This is a genomic window from Algibacter pectinivorans, assembly GCF_900112595.1.
Taxonomy (GTDB): domain Bacteria; phylum Bacteroidota; class Bacteroidia; order Flavobacteriales; family Flavobacteriaceae; genus Algibacter_B; species Algibacter_B pectinivorans.
This window is the reverse complement of record NZ_FOMI01000011.1, coordinates 39,633-57,446: the sequence shown is the minus strand read 5'-3', so window position 1 is coordinate 57,446 and position 17,814 is coordinate 39,633. Positions and strand designations below refer to the sequence as shown.

Sequence of the window (17,814 nt, the reverse complement as noted above, 5' to 3'; positions counted from 1 at the left end):
TGGTCACTAAAAAAAAATTATTAGCACGAGATGAACCGCTTACTTTTCAATTTGTTTAAGGATATTTTTAACCAACAATTTGTTGGATACCTTAGGGAAAAGCTCGTCAATTATAAAAGCATAATCTTTATTATGTTTTAACGCGTTTTTAAGATGAAAAATACCTTTGTCGTTTTCCATTAAAAGAAAAAATAAACCTGCTAGGCGGTATTCTAGTTCGGCGTTTTCAGGATAAAACTCTATGGCTTGTTCAAAATTTAGTATTGCAGCTTGTGGCTCACCTAATTGAATTAATAAGTCGCCACGAGATAACCAGGTATTAAGTTCGTAGTTTCCAAGCTCGATCGTTTTTTTATAACCGCGTTCTGCTTCTTCATAAAAACTTAAACGGTGGTTTATTTGAGAATATAACTTCCAGTAGGTTACATTTTCAGAATCTATATTTATAGCCTTATTAATAAAGAAAAGCGCTTTTTGATAGTTTCCTTTTTTATTATAAAACTTTGTAATAGCAATCCAGCCTTTGTCCAGTAGTGGGTCTTCATGAACCGTTCTGTCATAATACTGAATGGCTAAATCGTCTTTATTTAATTTTTCATAGCAGCTACCAATACGAAGTAAAGCGAAAGAGGTAGGATCGTCTAAATTTAAAGTAATAGTATAGTTTGCTATAGCCTCATCATAACGTTTTAACTCTTCTAACACTTTACCAAGTTCTAGGTATGCCCCAACAAAAGTATCATCTGAAATAATAGCAAAATCGAATGCCGTTAATGCTTTTTCAAATTCTTTTAAGGTTACATATTGCTTACCTAGTTGATGCCAACCAACTTCACAATAAGGATTTTCGTTTAAAAAATCATTTAAGTAAGAAATAGCATCTTCGTTTTGGTTTAAAAACTCAAAGCAATAAATAACATTGTACAGTGCCGAGTAATCATTTGGATCGGTTTTTAAACATTTCATGAAATAGGTTTTAGCCTCTTCATAGTTGTCTAAAAATAAATACTCCATACCAATTAAAGAATATAAATCTACCAAATCGTCTGCTAATTTAGCAGCTTCCTTAAGTATTTTTATGGCCTGTTCATGGTCATCTTTTTTCGAGAAAATATTTGCTTTTTGAATGTATATTTCTTCGTTGCTAGGATCTATACTATATAATTCGTTTAGCAGATCGTCAGCTTCTTGAAGCTTGTCTTCAAAAACGTAAATTTCTACTTTAAAAAGTCTTAAATTAATAGATGTTGGGTGCTGACCTAGGCCAAGTTTAATTGCCTTTTTAGCTAAAGCAATTTTACCTTGATTTAAGTAATGGTGAATAATATTTTCAAATTCTTCAGAGTCAAAAAACAAAACATGGTTTGTTTTTAACATCGATTCAAACTTGGTGATTGGCAAATTGTTGTTGTCATCATGACTAAACTCCATAAGCACATTTAAAAATTACTAGTATTATAAATTTAAGCTACTATTTCTTGATATAGGCCAGATTGCATAAATGTTTTTAACAAAGTAATGAACATTTATAGGATTTACGAGTGGTTTTTTAGTTTACTCTTTGATAATCAGAGTGTTATTTTGAGGTTGTTGTTTGTTGAATTTCATCTAAAACACCTAGTATTATTTGGCAACCTTCTTTAATTTCATCCTTCGAAATAGTTAGTGGAGGCGTTATTCTTACCGCTTTGGGTTCAAATAAAAGCCAAAATAGTATTAAACCAAGTTTTTCACATTTTAGAATTAAAGCGTTTGTAATTTCGGCAGAAGGTGTTAAAAACGCTAGCATTAGTCCTTTTCCTCTTACCTCTTTAATTAATGGGTGAGCCAGCAGCTCTCTAAACAACTTTTCTTTTTCAAGGGTTTCTTCTATTAAATTACTTTCTGTAATTTCTTTAAGCGTGGCTAGGGCAGAAGCAGCAATAACAGGATGTCCACCAAAAGTGGTAATATGTCCTAGTTTTGGATTATCTTGAAGTAAGTCCATAAGTTTTCCCGATGCCGTAAACGCTCCAATAGGTAAGCCTCCGCCTAAACCTTTACCTGTAACTAGAATGTCTGGGACGCAATTATAATTTTCGAAACCAAAGAGTCTACCTGTACGACCAATTCCTGGTTGTATTTCGTCTAAAATTAACAAAGCACCAACTTGAGCGCAACGTGCTTTAACTTTTTCTAAGTAGTTAGGGGTAGGTTCAATAAACCCAGCGCCACCTTGTATGCTTTCTAAAATTACACCAGCTGTTTTTGTGGTTATTTTATTTAAATGGGCTTCGTTATTAAAGTCTATAAATTTTACATCTGGTAGTAGCGGTCTAAAGGCTTGTTTGCGTTCTTCGAAACCCATAACACTCATAGCTCCCATAGTGTTACCGTGATAGGCTTTATTAGCTGCTATAATTTCGCTACGCCCAGTAGCACGTTTTGCTAGTTTTAAAGCGCCTTCAATGGCTTCGGTTCCTGAGTTTGTTAAATAGGTTTTTTCTAAGTTTTCGGGTAAATGCTCTGAAAGAAGTTTTGTAAGTTCTACAGCAGGTTTTTGTATGTATTCACCATAAACCATAACATGCATATAGCTGTCCAATTGCTTTTTAATAGCTTTAACTACTTTAGGATGATTATGCCCTAAAGGACAAGCAGAAACACCAGCAACAAAGTCTAAATAAGCTTTATTGTTGGTATCGTAAATATAAGAACCGTTGGCATGTGAGATTTCCATAGCCAAAGGATGTGGTGAGGTTTGGGCTTGGTATTTTTTGAAATCTGCCTGCATGTTATTGTTTGTGAGAAACTGTTTTTTTTAGAAGGTTGTAAAAGTTATTTTTTGTTGTTATCTTTTTTTGGTTGGGATATTGATACCTGATCTTTAGGTATTTTAATTAGTGTTGCTCCCCAAGAATAGACGGTGTCGCCTTCAACAATATTACTAATTGCACACCTTATTTTATGGCCGTCATTTTCTTTTGTGGCATTAATTTCATATAACTTCCAATTGGTTGTTAGATTAACATCTAATTTATTGTATACGGTAAAGTCGCCGTACATTTCTTGAAGGTTGATTTTAACGTGGCCTTGTCCTTTTAGCCAAATAGAATATTTAAAACTTCCATTGGTTTCATTAATAGATTGTGTAATAAATCCAACCTTTTTAGAGGTGTTTTTTATTTGGTCTGCCTCCATATTACCATTTGGTGCATATTCTGTATTTTTTATTACTGTAATATTGTTTTTAATCCATTTTAGGTTGTCGAAATCATTTGGGTAAAGCAATAAGCTTTTTTGTTTTTTTGGATTGATTTTATAAATACGTTTAGAAGCATTAATACGGTCGTTTAATGACTGGTCAAAGAAATCGTCTTGAGGAATGTAATCTTCTAATCCTTTTATAACGGCTAATTTTAATGGCGGATCGTCTTTAAATAAATCTTCAACACTACGCGGACGCTCATCGTCTCGCCAATCGAAACCTTTTAAGAATTTTTCTTTTTCAGGGAATTTAGATTCTGGAAATAAATTTCCATCAATTTGATTAAATCGTGTATATTCATCTATATCGCCATCAGTAAACAAAATAGAAATGCTTCCAGATTTAGATTTATCGATACCTATAAGTTCTTGTTTATCGTTTCTAGCGTAGAAAATAGACTGGGCATTTTTAGTAACATCTACTTTGTTTAATTCATTTTTGTCATTAAATAAACCTACTAATCGCTTTCCGTTAATTTGATTATATCCGTTTTGGCTTAGCGTGTCTTTACTTATAACAAAGGCGTTTTCGAATACTAGTAGAGAATCTATTTTTTCTGATTCAGGGTTTGAAATTAAATGAATCGTGTCGCCCGTCATTTGATTTTCTAAATTCCAAAGAATAGGTTTTCGTACTACTGAAAATTTATCGCCTTTAGAGAGACGCGGAATATTTATTAATTTGGTGATGCCTGTTTTCTCATCGGAATGAATAGAGTCTGCTTTTCCACTAAGGTCCGTTTTAAAAATTCTTGCGTTGTAGTATGCATTAATAATGCGATGTTCTGGTTTTCCGGTAACCATTATTTTATCGGCATGAATATAAATAGAATCGTTTTCTTGAACGGTAATGGCCAGTGCTCGCTTTGTTATAAATAAAGAATCCTTTTCCTTAAATACTTCGGCATAATGTCCTTTAACAATACTGTTATTTATAGTATCTGTAATTTTTATATTATTGGAAGCCGAAGCAAAACTTTTATTATTATCAAAAAACAAACTATCACCTTCAATGATTCTATCATCATAATCGATTCTAGCTTTTTTAAGAGCATATCCTATTTTGTTTTCGGTATCGTAGAATCCTTTTTCACAATAGGTTTTACTTTCTTCAGTGGTAATGGTTGATGGTCCAAAAAGGTAAGCATAACCGGTGTCTGAATAAAAATCGAAGTAATTTGAATTTATGGTTGATTCTTCACTCACCAAAACAACATCTTCGACAAATTGATACTTTTTTTGATCCATATAATACCTTCCAATTTTACTGGTAATAGTACCCGATGAATCTTTTACAACCGTTCCGCCGCTTCTGTAAAATGCCTGTTGTCTTGTGCGATCCATATAAAGCGTATCTGATGTAATGGTGGAATTTGGGTCTGTCATAACCACATCGCCACTTGCAAACGCTAATTCGGTAATCCCGCTGTACTCAATATACTTAGAAGTCATATTTATAGTATCGCCTTGTTTTAACTTTACATTACCATAAGCTTCAATAAAGTTGTCTTTACTGTAATGTATAGCCTTGTCGCACCACATGTTAGCACCGCCATGTTCTATATGTACTTGTTGAGCATCATCTCGTGTTAAAATTTTAGCGCCGGGGTAATTTTCATTGTCAATGGTTAGTTTACCAGCATATTCTATTTTAATTTTCTTTTGTTCTTGAGCACTTGTTATGGAACTTATACCAATAATAAGTGTAAAAAGTAAAAGCTGTAGTTTGTTCACAGTTTAAATAATTTATAGCAAAAATAACGATAAATATGATGTATAATTGTTTTGATACAAAAAACGCTCCAAATTGTTTTGGAGCGTTTTTTTGTAACTAGTATGTTGGTGAAAATTATTTTCTAAAAATAGTTTGTTTTCTATCTGGTCCAACCGAAACTATAGTAATAGGAATTTCTAATTCTTTTTCTAAGAATTCAATATACTCGTTTAGTGCTTTAGGCATTTGTGAAGCTTCAGACATTTCTGTTAAGTCTTCGTTCCATCCGCTAAAATCAGTATATATAGGTTCAACATTTTCAGGTTCAATATTATATGGTAAGTGTTCAATTACTTCACCTTTATATTTATAAGCGGTACACACTTTTAAGGTTTTAAAACCAGAAAGTACATCGCCTTTCATCATCATAAGTTGTGTAACTCCATTTACTTGACAAGCATATTTTAGGGCTACTAAATCTAACCATCCGCAACGTCTTGGGCGTCCTGTTGTAGCTCCAAACTCGTTACCAACTTTAGCCATAGTTGCACCATCTTCATCAAATAACTCGGTAGGGAAAGGGCCCGAACCTACACGTGTAGTGTAAGCTTTAAAAATACCAAACACTTCGCCTATTTGATTAGGTGCTACACCTAAACCAGTACAAGCACCTGCCGCAGTGGTGTTACTTGAGGTAACAAATGGGTAAGTTCCAAAATCGATATCTAGTAAAGAGCCTTGAGCACCTTCAGCTAAAATGGTTTGTCCAGATTTTTGTGCTTGATAAATATATTCCTCAGAATCTATAAACTTTAAAGATTTTAAAACTTCGACAGCTTTAAAAAACTCGGTTTCTAATTCTTTTAGATCGTATTCAATTTCAACATTATAAAAAGAAATCATAGACTCATGCTTATCTGCCAATGCTCTATAACGTTCTTTCCAATCGCTTAATTCTAAATCGCCAACACGAATTCCGTTTCTACCGGTTTTATCCATATATGTTGGGCCAATACCTTTTAAAGTAGAGCCAATTTTAGCTTTTCCTTTAGAAGTTTCACTGGCAGCATCAAGTAGTCTGTGTGTTGGTAAAATGATGTGTGCCTTTCTAGAAATCATAAGTGATTTTCTATAATCAACATTTTGTTCTTCTAATTTATCTAGTTCACCTTTAAAAATTACAGGATCTATAACAACACCGTTACCAACAAGGTTGGTTGCATCGTCATGAAAAATTCCTGAAGGAATGGTGTGTAATACATGCTTTTTACCGTTAAATACTAAAGTGTGTCCTGCATTTGGTCCACCTTGAAAACGGGCAATAATATTGTAGTTAGAGGTAAGTACGTCAACAATTTTTCCTTTGCCTTCGTCTCCCCATTGTAGTCCAAGTAGTAAATCTACTGCCATCTTAAAATATTAGTTATTAGTTGTTGATTTTCTATTTCCGTAAAAATAGAGCGAGTGGTTATTAATTTCAATATCGAAAACCTCTTCGATAGTTTTTTTTATAGATTGTATTCTAGGATCACAAAACTCAATAACTTCACCAGTATCGGTAAGTATAACATGATCATGTTGTCTATCAAAATAAGATTTCTCGTAGTGTGCTTGGTTTTTGCCAAATTGATGTTTTCTAACCAATTTACACTCTAAAAGTAATTCGATAGTATTGTATAGTGTAGCACGAGACACACGATACTTTTTATTTTTCATGTTAAGATATAGAGATTCTATATCAAAATGTTCTTTGTTATTGTAAATTTCTTGAAGTATGGCATAGCGTTCAGGTGTTTTGCGATGCCCGTTTGTTTCTAAAAAGCTAGTAAATACGCTTTTAACAATCTCTTGATTTTTCGAATCTATATTTTCATCCATAATTCGTTGCAAATTTACACTTTTTTTATAGACTGTTTAGAATATGTTATTGTAATTTATTAACTAATTTTTTAGGATTACAATCTCATAAACACAAGTGCGACATGGAAATGTGTTAAACTATTAACAATATTTAATTAAAAAGTGTTTGAGCAAAAATAGATGTTTTTAATTAAACTCTCCTAACTTTGTCTATGCCGTTAATTTTTTTAAGTTTTTCAATAAGTTTTCTAATAATGGTGTTATTTTTAACAACAACATTAATTTTTCCTGAAAATAGACCTGCATTAGTTTCAAAACTAATACTTCTCATGTTTACGTGCATGTTAGCAGATACAATTTTAGTAATGTCGTTTACAAGTCCAATGTGATCTATACCTGTTAATTCTATTTTAACTAAAAACTCTTGCTGAGAGGAGTCTATCCACTTAGCCTCCATGATTCTGTAGGAGTAATTGGATTGTAAACTTACGGCATTAGGGCAATTTTTTTTGTGCACTTTTATGCCTTCCTTAACGGTTAAGAAGCCAAAAACGCGATCACCAGGGATTGGATTACAACAGTTTGATAGTTTATAATCCAGGGTTTCTTCATTTTTTCCAAAAACAATAGAATCGTATTTTAATGTTATTTCCTGTTTTTCTAAGTCATCTTTGGAGATGGTTGTCTTTCTAGAAATTTTATTTTTTATAAAACTCATTAAAGCGTTACTTCTTGATGAAGCGTAGCTTTTTAGCATAGTATTATCTATGGAGCCAAGACCAATTCTGTAAAATAAGTCGAGACTGGTTTTGAGCTTAAAATAACTGACCATTTCGTTAACGGAAGATTCATCTAGCGTAATTTTTAACTGTTTTAATTTACGACGTAGTATTTCTTTTCCGTCTTCAGCAATTATTTTTTTGTCTTCTTTTAGTGCCGATTTAATTTTACTTCTAGCTCTTGCCGTTGTGGCATAATCTAACCAGTTAGGGTTGGGTTTTACATTATCGGAAGTTAAAATATCGACTTGGTCGCCACTTTTTAAAATATGACTTAAAGGTTCTAGTTTACCATTTACCTTAGCGCCACGAGTTTTCATTCCTACTTCGGTATGTATGCTAAAGGCAAAGTCTAGAGCAGTTGCTCCTTTAGGTAGTGACTTTAAATCTCCACCAGGTGTAAATACAAATATTTCTTTGGAGTATAGGTTGAGTTTAAATTGTTCAACAAAATCTACAGCATTCATGTCTGGATTTTCTAAGGCTTCTTGTAACCTGTTAATCCAGCTTTCTAAGTTGTCTTCTTTTTCGTTACCTTGTTTGTATTTGTAATGAGCCGCATAACCTTTTTCGGCTATTTCGTGCATACGTTCACTACGTATTTGTACTTCTACCCAACGTCCTTTTGGCCCCATTACAGTAATATGTAGGGCTTCGTATCCAGTTGATTTTGGCGATGAAATCCAATCACGCAGACGTATAGGGTTAGGTCTAAAATGGTCTGTTACTATGGAGTATATTTTCCAAGCAATAAACTTTTCATTCTGCGGGTCTGCGTCACACTTGTAAATTATTCTAATAGCAAATTTGTCGTATACTTCATCAAAGGTAACACCTTGATTTGTCATTTTCTTTCTAATAGAAAAAATAGACTTAGGTCTTCCTTTAATGTTATATCGTAAATTTTCCTTATCGAGCGAATTTTTTATAACATCGCTAAACTGAGTAATATACTCGTCTTGTTCTTCTTTGCTTTCCTTTATTTTATTAAGAATGTCGTTGTAAACTTCGGGCTCGGTATATTTTAGTCCTAAATCTTCAAGCTCGGTTTTAATGTTATACAAACCAATTCTATGTGCTAGTGGTGCATAAATGTATAGGGTTTCAGATGCAATTTTTATTTGTTTATCTGGACGCATAGAGTCCATGGTTTGCATATTATGAAGCCTATCTGCAATTTTTATAATTATAACTCTTACGTCATCATTTAGAGTTAAGAGCATTTTACGGAAATTCTCAGCTTGCAAGGATACATCCATATCCTTTTCTTTACTTAAGGAAGATATTTTTGTAAGACCATCGACAATAGTTGCAATGGTTTTTCCAAACTTTTTTTCAATGTCCTTAATTTCATAATCAGGACTATCTTCAACCACATCATGAAGTAAAGCCGCGGCAATAGAAGTTGCATCTAGTCCAATTTCTTGCGCCACAATTTTTGCCACAGCAATAGGGTGGAAAATATAAGCTTCTCCAGATTTTCTTCGTTGGTCCTTATGGCCATCTAAAGCTACTTCAAAAGCACTACGAATTAGTTTTTTGTCGTCGTTAGAAAGCGTGGTATAACTAACTTTTAATAATTCTTTGTAGGCTTTGGCAATAGTGGCATTCTCTTTTTCTATAGCTTCCTCTGTCATAAATTAAAAGTAAGATAAAGAAAATTAATAGCCAACATCGAAATTACTTTTTTTGCTATTTTTTTTCTTTTAGAAGTTTTAAAAACTGGACCAATTTAGTAACAGCTTTTCCGCGGTGTCCAATGCTGTTTTTTGTGGATAAATCCATTTCGGCAAACGTAATGTTATAGTTGTTTGGTTTAAATATGGGGTCGTATCCAAAACCCTTATCGCCATGTTTAGAGCTTGTTATACTACCTTTGCATATTCCCGTAAACGTTTGTGTTTTATTATTAATATTTAGTGCTACTACGGTTTTAAATTGCGCATTTTTATTAGTTTCGTTTTGCAAGGCTTCTAGCAATTTATTCATGTTGTCGTTAGCATCCTTTTGTTCGCCCGCATATCGAGCGGAGTAAACTCCAGGAGCACCGTTTAGAGTTTCTACCTCTAGACCTGTGTCATCGGCAAAACAATCATAACCGTAATGGGTTTTTATATATTCGGCTTTTTGAATGGCATTACCTTCTATAGTGTTTTGCGTTTCAGGAATATCCTCAAAACATTCTATATCTTTTAAACTAAGTATTTTTATTTCAGAAGGTATTAAAGCCTGTACTTCTTTAACCTTATTTAGGTTGTTGGTTGCGAAAACGAGTTGCATAAATTTTTTTTTATACCATCAAAAGTACTATTTCTTGATTTTAAATAACAACAGGAGCCTTTATTTTTCTAAATAAAATTTTAGCACCATTTTATGATTTTTGTTTCTTTTTCTTATGTAAAAAACCTGTATATTGGGGTAATAATTAAACATTAAAAGACAAGGACTATGACAGTAAATTTTCAGTACGTAGGCGTGGATGTAAGTGAGACACTTTCATCATTCACAAAGGAGAAGTTAGAAAAATTGTTTAACAGATATGAGTTTTTAATAAATGCTGCGGTACATTTTAAGCAAGATGAAAAAGACCACGATAAAGGTAAAATTTGTAATATTGAATTAAGCTTACCAGGACCTCGAATTTTTGCCACGTCTAACGAACATAATTTTGAAGTTGCGGTAAGGGAAACAGTAAGCGATTTAGAGCGACAGCTTAAAAAGCGCAAAGAGATATATAAAACACATTAGCGTTTAGTAGGAAGACCTTAAAACCGAAGAAAAAGATGGCTACAACATTATGTTTAGTCATCTTTTTTTGTTTAAAAGGAGTATTATAAGCCTGAGTAACTACCGAATACTCAAAACTGAATACTGAGACTGTAAATTTACCTATGGTGGTAAGGTTCATTCTTTAGGATAGTGAAGCCTCTGTACAATTGCTCTATAAAAAACAAGCGAATCATTTGGTGCGAAAACGTCATTTTAGATAAGGATAGTTTGCCGTTTGATTGTTTATAAATGGTTTCGGAAAACCCATAAGGGCCTCCAATAACAAACACAAGGCGTTTTATTCCAGAATTCATATATTTTTGTAGGTAGGTTGAAAGGGCTACAGAATCTAACTGTTTACCGTTTTCATCTAACAATATTACGGTGTCTGTAGGTTTAATTTTATTTAAAACTAATTCACCTTCTTTTTCTTTTTGCTGGGTTTGGCTTAAGTTTTTAGCGTTTTTTATATCCGGTATAACCTCCAAATTAAATTTAATATAGTGTGTTAAGCGTTTTGTGTATTCCGTTATTAAGGCTACAAGGTTTTTATTGTCGGTTTTACCAATTGTAATTAATGTAATAGTCATTTATTAGAAATAAATAGGTTTTGGGCGTAATTGAATATATTCAATTACATTTAGCATTTAGTAAATAGCAAAATAAGTATATTTTAAGTTAGTATCATAATCCACTTATAGTTTAAGCCTAAATAGTTAAAGACAATGATTTTTAAATGATTAGTTGTTTTAAAATGAAAAAAAAGTAGTTTAAATTTAGGAATAATATATTTTAGTTAGAAAAAAAATATAAAATTCGTAATTGTAAAATATAATTTAGTTAATCTATTTCTTATTTTTGCTTGTATTAATTTATAAGTATTATGATAACACAAGAGCAGTTTGACACAGAAGTTAAGATGATTATTGAAAATGCTATCCGAGAAGATGTTGGAGATGGCGATCATAGTTCTTTGGCTTGTATTCCGGCAAATGCCAGAGGAAAAGCTAAGCTTTTAGTTAAAGATAAAGGGGTTATTGGTGGTGTTAATTTTGCAAAAAAGGTGTTTGCTTATGTTGATAAAAATTTAAAATTAGATGTGCGTTTAGAAGATGGTACCGAAGTTACATACGGCGATGTTGTAATGTACGTTGAAGGACCATCGCAATCTATTTTAAAAGCAGAGCGTACCGTGTTAAACGCTATGCAACGTATGAGTGCTATTGCTACTAAAACTAGAATGTTTGTTGATTTAGTTAAAGGTACTAAAACTAGAATTTTAGATACTAGAAAAACGACACCGGGAATTCGCGTGTTAGAAAAATGGGCCGTAAAAATTGGTGGGGGCGAAAACCATAGGTTTGCTTTATACGATATGATTATGCTTAAAGACAACCACATTGATTTTGCAGGAGGTATTACAAAGGCCATAGAAATGACTAAAGATTATTTGAAGGAAACGAAAAGGGATCTTCAAATTATGGTCGAGGCTAGGGATTTATTAGAGGTTCAAGAAATACTGAATAACGAAGGGGTATATCGAATTTTGTTAGATAATTTTGACTATGAAGATACTAGAAAAGCCGTGAAGTTAATTGGCGATAAATGTCTTACCGAATCTTCGGGAAATATAAACGAAAGTACCATTAGGCACTATGCAGAATGTGGTGTAAATTATATTTCTTGTGGTGCTTTAACGCATTCTGTACACAATATGGATTTAAGTTTAAAAGCTATTAAGTAATTAACCTTTTTTAAATCTGTTTTTACTTTTTAATTTTAATAACTTTGTTATATACACAATTATAACATAAATTATTAATGTCCAGAAGTCTTGAGGAAAAACTAGATAAAATACCCGTAGTTAATGTCTTGGTTCGTTTTTTTAAGCAAATAAAGCTTCCAGGGCTTGAGGGACTCTCATTTTACGATTTACTTGAGTTGTATATAACGGGTATTGTAAAAGGCGCTTTAACCACTAGGGCTAGTGCCATAGCTTTTAGTTTTTTTACTGCAATTTTTCCTTTTTTACTATTTGTTTTAATTATAATACCATACGTGCCTATTGATGATTTTAAAATTGAATTTTTACAATTTCTAGAATCGTTTTTACCTCCAAGTACCTCAGATTTTTTCTTTGAAAATATTTTCGAAAATATAGACCAATCGCAACGTGGTGGGTTATTATCTTCCGTTTTTGTGTTGTCGGTAGCGTTAATGGCAAATGGTGTAAACGCTGTTTTTTCTGGATTCGAAAATTCTTATCACGAGCAATTAACGCGTAACGTATTTAAGCAATATATGTATGCCTTAGGTATAGCTTTAATATTAGCTTTTTTACTTATTTTTACCATTATCGTACTTGGGTATATTCAAATATACGTAGTGCAAGAGTTAATAACGGTTTTCGAGGATAGAGGTTATCATGTAGATTCCGAAGGGGTTTTTTGGACCAATGTGGTGCAATATCTGTTTTTTGTAGTTATGGTGTATATGGCAACAGCTACCTTGTATTATTTTGGAACAAGAGAAGGGCGAGAGTCTAAATTCTTTTCTATAGGTGCTATATTTACAACGTTGCTTATTATATTAACGTCTTATTTGTTTGGTATTTACATTGAAAATTTTGGACAATACAACAAACTGTATGGTTCTATTGGCGCGTTATTAATTTTATTATTTTACCTGTGGCTTAACTCTAATATTTTATTGTTGGGTTACGAATTGAATGCCTCATTAAATAAACTTAGAAAAAGCTTTTAGTTATGAAGAATTATATGTGTTTTATAGTGTTATATTGTTTGTTGCTAACGGTGCAATCTCAAGGTGTTTTAGGACAATGGAAAACGGTTGATGATGAAACAGGCGCACATAAATGTATTGTAGATATTTATGAAGAAAACGGTAAGATTTTTGGCAAGGTTATAGAAATACTAGAGCCGTTTGATAAAAATACTTTGTGTCAAAACTGTGAAGGTGATAAAAAAGATAAACCAATTTTAGGTATGGTTATTATTAATGAGCTGGAAAAGCAAGACGAATATTATAAAAACGGAACTATTTTCGATGCTGAAAATGGAAAAGAATATAAGTGCAGAATAAAGTTAATGGAGGATACAGGAAAGCTTCAAGTACGTGGCTATATTTCTTTTTTATACCTTACACAATATTGGATTCGCCATCAATAATTCTTTTTATAATATTAAATCTTAAGCCGTTTGCACTTTATAGACGTTATAATTCCTATACCGCTTCAAAAGCTATTTACGTATAGCATAACTGCTGCCGAAGCCAATTTTTTAAAAGTTGGTATGCGCGTTGCTGTGCCTTTTGGAAAATCTAAAATATATACCGGTGTTGTTTTTAACATACATGAGAATGCACCTGCAGCTTATGAGGCGAAAGACATTGAACAAATATTAGATGAATCGCCTGTAGTAAATGAGTACCAGTTAAAACTTTGGCATTGGATCTCGGAGTATTATATGTGTACTATGGGAGATGTAATGCGGGCTGCATTGCCAAGTGCTTTTATTTTAGAAAGCGAAACTGTAATTACTAAAAACAATGTTAATACTATTGATGAGTCTATATTAAAAGATGATGAGTTTTTGGTTTACGAAGCGTTGCACCATCAATCCTCTTTAAAGATTCATGATATTGCTAGTATTTTAGATAAAAAGAATGTTCTTCCTGTTATTAAAAGGCTTATTGAGAAAGAGGCTATTACTGTAGAGGAAGAGGTTTATGAAAAGTATAAACCAAAATTGGTGCGTTATGTTAAGTTAGATCCGCATTACACGGCCGAGGTAGAGCTTCATAAATTGTTGGATGATTTGAGTAGAGCACCAAAACAACGCGATGTTGTTATGACGTTGTTTTCTATTTCTGCCAAAACAAAAAAGCCTGTAAAGGTTAGCGATTTAACTACCGAAAGTGGTGCCTCTAGCTCGATCATAAAATCTTTAATTAATAAAGGTGTTCTTAAAGAATATTATATTCAAAGGGATAGGGTAGAGTATTCTGGCGAAGAAACCGAAGCTTCAAAACGACTTAATGAGTATCAACAGGCAGCCTTAACAGAAATAAAAGCGTCTTTTGAAAAACATCACGTTACCTTATTACATGGTGTAACATCATCAGGTAAAACCGAGGTGTATGTAAAACTTATAGAAGATGTAATCCAACAAGGAAAGCAGGTTTTATATTTACTTCCAGAAATAGCTTTAACCACACAATTGGTTACAAGATTACAAAATTACTTTGGCGAGCAGGTTGCTGTTTTTCACTCTAAATACTCAACGCACGAGCGTGTTGAGGTGTGGAATAATGTACTGCACAATTCCGCGAAAGCGAAAATAATACTAGGCGCACGCTCGTCTATATTTTTACCTTTCGATAATTTAGGCTTAATTATAGTGGATGAGGAGCACGAACAATCGTTTAAGCAATTTGATCCTGCACCGCGTTACCATGCGCGCGATACTGCTGTAGTTTTAGCGCACATGCACAAGGCTAAAACGCTCTTGGGTTCTGCTACTCCAAGTCTAGAAAGTTACTTTAATGCGCAACAAGATAAATATGGGTTTGTTGAAATTACAAAGCGTTATAACGACGTTTTAATGCCCGATATTGAGTTGGTTGATATTAAGGATAAGCTAAAAAGGAAGCGCATGAAAGGGCATTTTAGCGATAGGTTAATTGAGGAAATGCAAGAAACCCTAAGTGAAGGCCATCAAGTAATATTATTCCAAAACCGACGAGGATTCTCCCCAATTGTGGAGTGTAATACATGTGGGCACTCGCCGCAATGTCCTAATTGCGATGTGAGTTTAACTTACCACCAATATAGAAATCAATTGCGCTGTCACTATTGCGGTTATAATTCTGCTATGAAGCAAAATTGTGAAGCCTGTGGCGGTCAAGATTTAGACAGTAAAGGTTTTGGAACAGAGCAAATAGAAGGGGAAGTAAAATTGCTTTTCCCGGAGCACAAAGTAGCGCGAATGGATTTAGATACCACGCGCGGCAAATATGGTTACGAGAAAATAATTACTGCATTAGAGCAACAAGAAATTGATATTCTGGTAGGCACCCAAATGCTAACTAAAGGTTTAGATTTTAGAAACGTAAAGCTGGTTGGTATTATGAATGCCGATAATATGCTTAATTTTCCAGATTTTAGAGCGCACGAGCGTAGTTTTCAGCTTATGCAGCAAGTATCTGGTAGGGCAGGACGTACCGAAGAGCGTGGTAAGGTTTTAATACAAACGTATAATCCATACCATAATATTTTGCAACAAGTATCTACTAATAATTATATAGATATGTTTAAGGAGCAAATGGATGATAGGTATAATTTTAAATATCCGCCGGTTTACAAGCAGATAAAAATTACTTTAAAACATAAGGATTATAATAAGGTAGAAACCGCTTCTATATGGTATGCAAAGTCGCTTAGGCAGGTGTTTAAAGATTATGTGTTGGGGCCGGAGTCGCCACCAGTGGCCAGAATAAGGAATCAGTTTCATAAAAACATTTTGGTTAAAATTCCAAAACAACAATCGTTAGCAAAAACAAAAGAAGCCATTATGAAAATTAATAACAGCTTTATGAGTGTTAAAGATTTTAGGTCGGTAAGGGTTGTTCTAAATGTCGATAATTTCTAGTTGTCTCCTTGCTAATTTGTTTGTTATTAGTCTGAGATTAAAAATAAAAGAAGCTATTATTAAAATGTAATAATAGCTTCTTGATTATAAAAGATTTTCCGTTTGTTAGGGTAATTCTAAATGACGATAACTTTTAATGATATATAAATTTATAAACAAATTTTATAAATGATTCGGTCCAGACTTATGTAAGGAGTTTATCATAATTTTTTTAAAGTCCTTAAATATTGTTTAAGGCATCAACCAATTGGGTCTTTTTATTTCTACTTAACGGAATTTCGTATGCGCCAACTTCAACATTTTTACTGTTAAATCTGTCAATCTTATCTAGATTCACAATATAAGATTTATGAATTCTTAAAAATTTCCCTTCGGGTAATTCGGCTTCAAAAGATTTCATTGTAGAAAGTACTACTAAGCTGTTTTCTTCAGTAACAAGTTTTACATAATCACCAAGGGCTTCAATCCATTTAATATCCTTAATATATACTTTACGTTTTTTAAGGTTGCTTTTTACAAAAATGTGCTCGCCTTCCTCTTCATTAAAGTCTAAAGTCAACCTATGTTGCTCTAGCGCTTTATCTACAGAGGTATTAAAACGTTCTCTTGTAATTGGTTTATGTAAATAATCGGTAGCATCATAGTTAAATGCTTTAAAAGCATATTCAGTTTTACCGGTTACAAAAATAATTTGAGGTTTGTTGTTTAATACGTCTAATAGTTCAAATCCATTTAACACTGGCATTTCAATGTCTAAAAAAATTAGGTCTACTTGATGCGTATTTAAACCATTTTTAGTTTCTAAAGCGCTACTGTATTCTGCTATTAAGTTAAGAGAAGGGTGGTTCTCGACCAACTTAACAATAGACAGACGTTGTATCGCTGAATCATCTACTACTACACAGTTTAAAGTCATAACATTTATATTATTTCGGTTAAGATATCGACAATAGTACGATTTTTTCGGTTAAAAACCAAAAATCATCGTTTAAATACGTTATTTAACATTTCATTAACAAATAAAATGTAGCTGTTAAACTTTTTAAAATAGGAAGAAATAATATTGTGTAATATACAGAATTTAATTATTTTTGCAGCCAATTTTTAACAATAAAAATAGATTTTTATGAATCATTATGAAACTGTTTTCATCTTAAATCCCGTTTTATCTGAAGACCAGATAAAGGAAACAGTAAAGAAATACGAAGATTTTCTTGTTTCTAACGGCGCTAAGATGGTATCAAAAGAAGATTGGGGGCTTAAAAAATTAGCTTACCCAATTCAAAACAAGAAAAGTGGCTTCTACCATTTATTTGAGTACACTGTACCAGGAGAAGTTATTACACCTTTAGAAGTTGAGTTTAGACGTGATGAGCGTTTTATGCGTTATTTAACAGTAGCGTTAGATAAACATGCTATTTCTTGGGCTGAAAGAAGAAGAGTTAAACTTAAACAAAAAGCTTAATTATGTCATCAATAGAACAACAATCAAAAGGAAAAAAGGACGGTGAAATTAGATATTTAACACCGCTTAATATTGATACAAGCAAGACTAAGAAATATTGTATGTTTCAAAAGTCTGGAATTAAGTATGTAGATTACAAAGATCCAGATTTTTTAATGCGTTTTATTAACGAACAAGGTAAAATTTTACCTCGTCGTTTAACAGGAACATCATTAAAGTATCAAAGAAAAGTGGCTGTAGCTGTAAAAAGAGCACGTCATTTAGCATTAATGCCTTACGTAGGAGATTTATTAAAATAAAATACCGATAACA

At 32.7% G+C, this 17,814-nt stretch carries 16 protein-coding genes; 7 read left to right on the top strand and 9 right to left on the bottom strand.

The window, feature by feature from the left end:
• Positions 1-39: 39 nt before the first annotated feature.
• The 7 genes from BMY96_RS14390 to BMY96_RS14360 form a co-directional block, all read right to left on the bottom strand.
• Positions 40-1,431, bottom strand: coding sequence for a tetratricopeptide repeat protein (locus tag BMY96_RS14390; RefSeq protein ID WP_092853419.1), 1,392 nt, complete (start codon positions 1,429-1,431; stop codon positions 40-42).
• 145 nt (positions 1,432-1,576) lie between these two features.
• Complete coding sequence (locus BMY96_RS14385; protein ID WP_092853417.1) at positions 1,577-2,773, bottom strand: aspartate aminotransferase family protein; 1,197 nt, start codon at positions 2,771-2,773, stop codon at positions 1,577-1,579.
• Between the two features lie 44 nt (positions 2,774-2,817).
• On the bottom strand, positions 2,818-4,980 hold the full coding sequence (locus BMY96_RS14380; RefSeq protein WP_092853415.1) for an OstA-like protein: 2,163 nt from the start codon (positions 4,978-4,980) through the stop codon (positions 2,818-2,820).
• A gap of 115 nt (positions 4,981-5,095) precedes the next feature.
• Positions 5,096-6,370 (bottom strand): adenylosuccinate synthase, encoded by a 1,275-nt coding sequence (locus BMY96_RS14375; RefSeq protein WP_092853413.1) that lies wholly within the window; start codon positions 6,368-6,370, stop codon positions 5,096-5,098.
• 9 nt (positions 6,371-6,379) lie between these two features.
• Positions 6,380-6,838 carry a Fur family transcriptional regulator gene (locus BMY96_RS14370; protein ID WP_092853411.1) on the bottom strand — a complete coding sequence of 153 codons (459 nt, stop codon included), beginning with the start codon at positions 6,836-6,838 and terminating at the stop codon, positions 6,380-6,382.
• A gap of 172 nt (positions 6,839-7,010) precedes the next feature.
• Positions 7,011-9,236 carry a RelA/SpoT family protein gene (locus BMY96_RS14365; protein ID WP_092853409.1) on the bottom strand — a complete coding sequence of 742 codons (2,226 nt, stop codon included), beginning with the start codon at positions 9,234-9,236 and terminating at the stop codon, positions 7,011-7,013.
• A gap of 55 nt (positions 9,237-9,291) precedes the next feature.
• Entirely contained in the window at positions 9,292-9,879 is a 588-nt protein-coding gene (locus tag BMY96_RS14360) for a non-canonical purine NTP diphosphatase (protein WP_092853407.1), read from the bottom strand.
• 168 nt (positions 9,880-10,047) lie between these two features.
• Between BMY96_RS14360 and hpf the strand changes: the two genes are divergently transcribed.
• Positions 10,048-10,347, top strand: coding sequence for a ribosome hibernation-promoting factor, HPF/YfiA family (gene hpf, locus BMY96_RS14355; protein WP_092853405.1), 300 nt, complete (start codon positions 10,048-10,050; stop codon positions 10,345-10,347).
• A 137-nt stretch (positions 10,348-10,484) separates the two neighbouring features.
• Here hpf and rlmH read toward each other — a convergent pair whose 3' ends face one another.
• Positions 10,485-10,958, bottom strand: coding sequence for a 23S rRNA (pseudouridine(1915)-N(3))-methyltransferase RlmH (gene rlmH, locus BMY96_RS14350; RefSeq protein WP_092853403.1), 474 nt, complete (start codon positions 10,956-10,958; stop codon positions 10,485-10,487).
• 293 nt (positions 10,959-11,251) lie between these two features.
• On the opposite strand from rlmH, the gene nadC reads away from it, so the two are divergent.
• The 4 genes from nadC (at position 11,252) to priA (ending at position 16,037) form a co-directional block, all read left to right on the top strand.
• Entirely contained in the window at positions 11,252-12,112 is an 861-nt protein-coding gene (gene nadC, locus BMY96_RS14345) for a carboxylating nicotinate-nucleotide diphosphorylase (protein WP_092853401.1), read from the top strand.
• A 77-nt stretch (positions 12,113-12,189) separates the two neighbouring features.
• Entirely contained in the window at positions 12,190-13,131 is a 942-nt protein-coding gene (locus BMY96_RS14340) for a YihY/virulence factor BrkB family protein (protein ID WP_092853399.1), read from the top strand.
• A 2-nt stretch (positions 13,132-13,133) separates the two neighbouring features.
• Positions 13,134-13,556 (top strand): DUF2147 domain-containing protein, encoded by a 423-nt coding sequence (locus tag BMY96_RS14335; protein ID WP_092853397.1) that lies wholly within the window; start codon positions 13,134-13,136, stop codon positions 13,554-13,556.
• Between the two features lie 30 nt (positions 13,557-13,586).
• On the top strand, positions 13,587-16,037 hold the full coding sequence (gene priA, locus BMY96_RS14330; protein WP_092853395.1) for a replication restart helicase PriA: 2,451 nt from the start codon (positions 13,587-13,589) through the stop codon (positions 16,035-16,037).
• A gap of 220 nt (positions 16,038-16,257) precedes the next feature.
• On the opposite strand, the gene BMY96_RS14325 is transcribed toward priA, so the two are convergent.
• Positions 16,258-16,953, bottom strand: coding sequence for a LytR/AlgR family response regulator transcription factor (locus BMY96_RS14325; RefSeq protein ID WP_019388305.1), 696 nt, complete (start codon positions 16,951-16,953; stop codon positions 16,258-16,260).
• A 210-nt stretch (positions 16,954-17,163) separates the two neighbouring features.
• Between BMY96_RS14325 and rpsF the strand changes: the two genes are divergently transcribed.
• Together rpsF and rpsR are read left to right on the top strand one after the other, a co-directional pair.
• Positions 17,164-17,502 (top strand): 30S ribosomal protein S6, encoded by a 339-nt coding sequence (gene rpsF / locus BMY96_RS14320; RefSeq protein ID WP_092853393.1) that lies wholly within the window; start codon positions 17,164-17,166, stop codon positions 17,500-17,502.
• The gene (gene rpsR, locus BMY96_RS14315) at positions 17,502-17,801 is read left to right on the top strand and encodes a 30S ribosomal protein S18 (RefSeq protein ID WP_175473589.1); all 300 of its coding nucleotides are present in this window, start codon (positions 17,502-17,504) and stop codon (positions 17,799-17,801) included. The genes rpsF and rpsR overlap by 1 nt, the downstream gene beginning before the upstream one ends.
• Positions 17,802-17,814 lie beyond the last annotated feature (13 nt).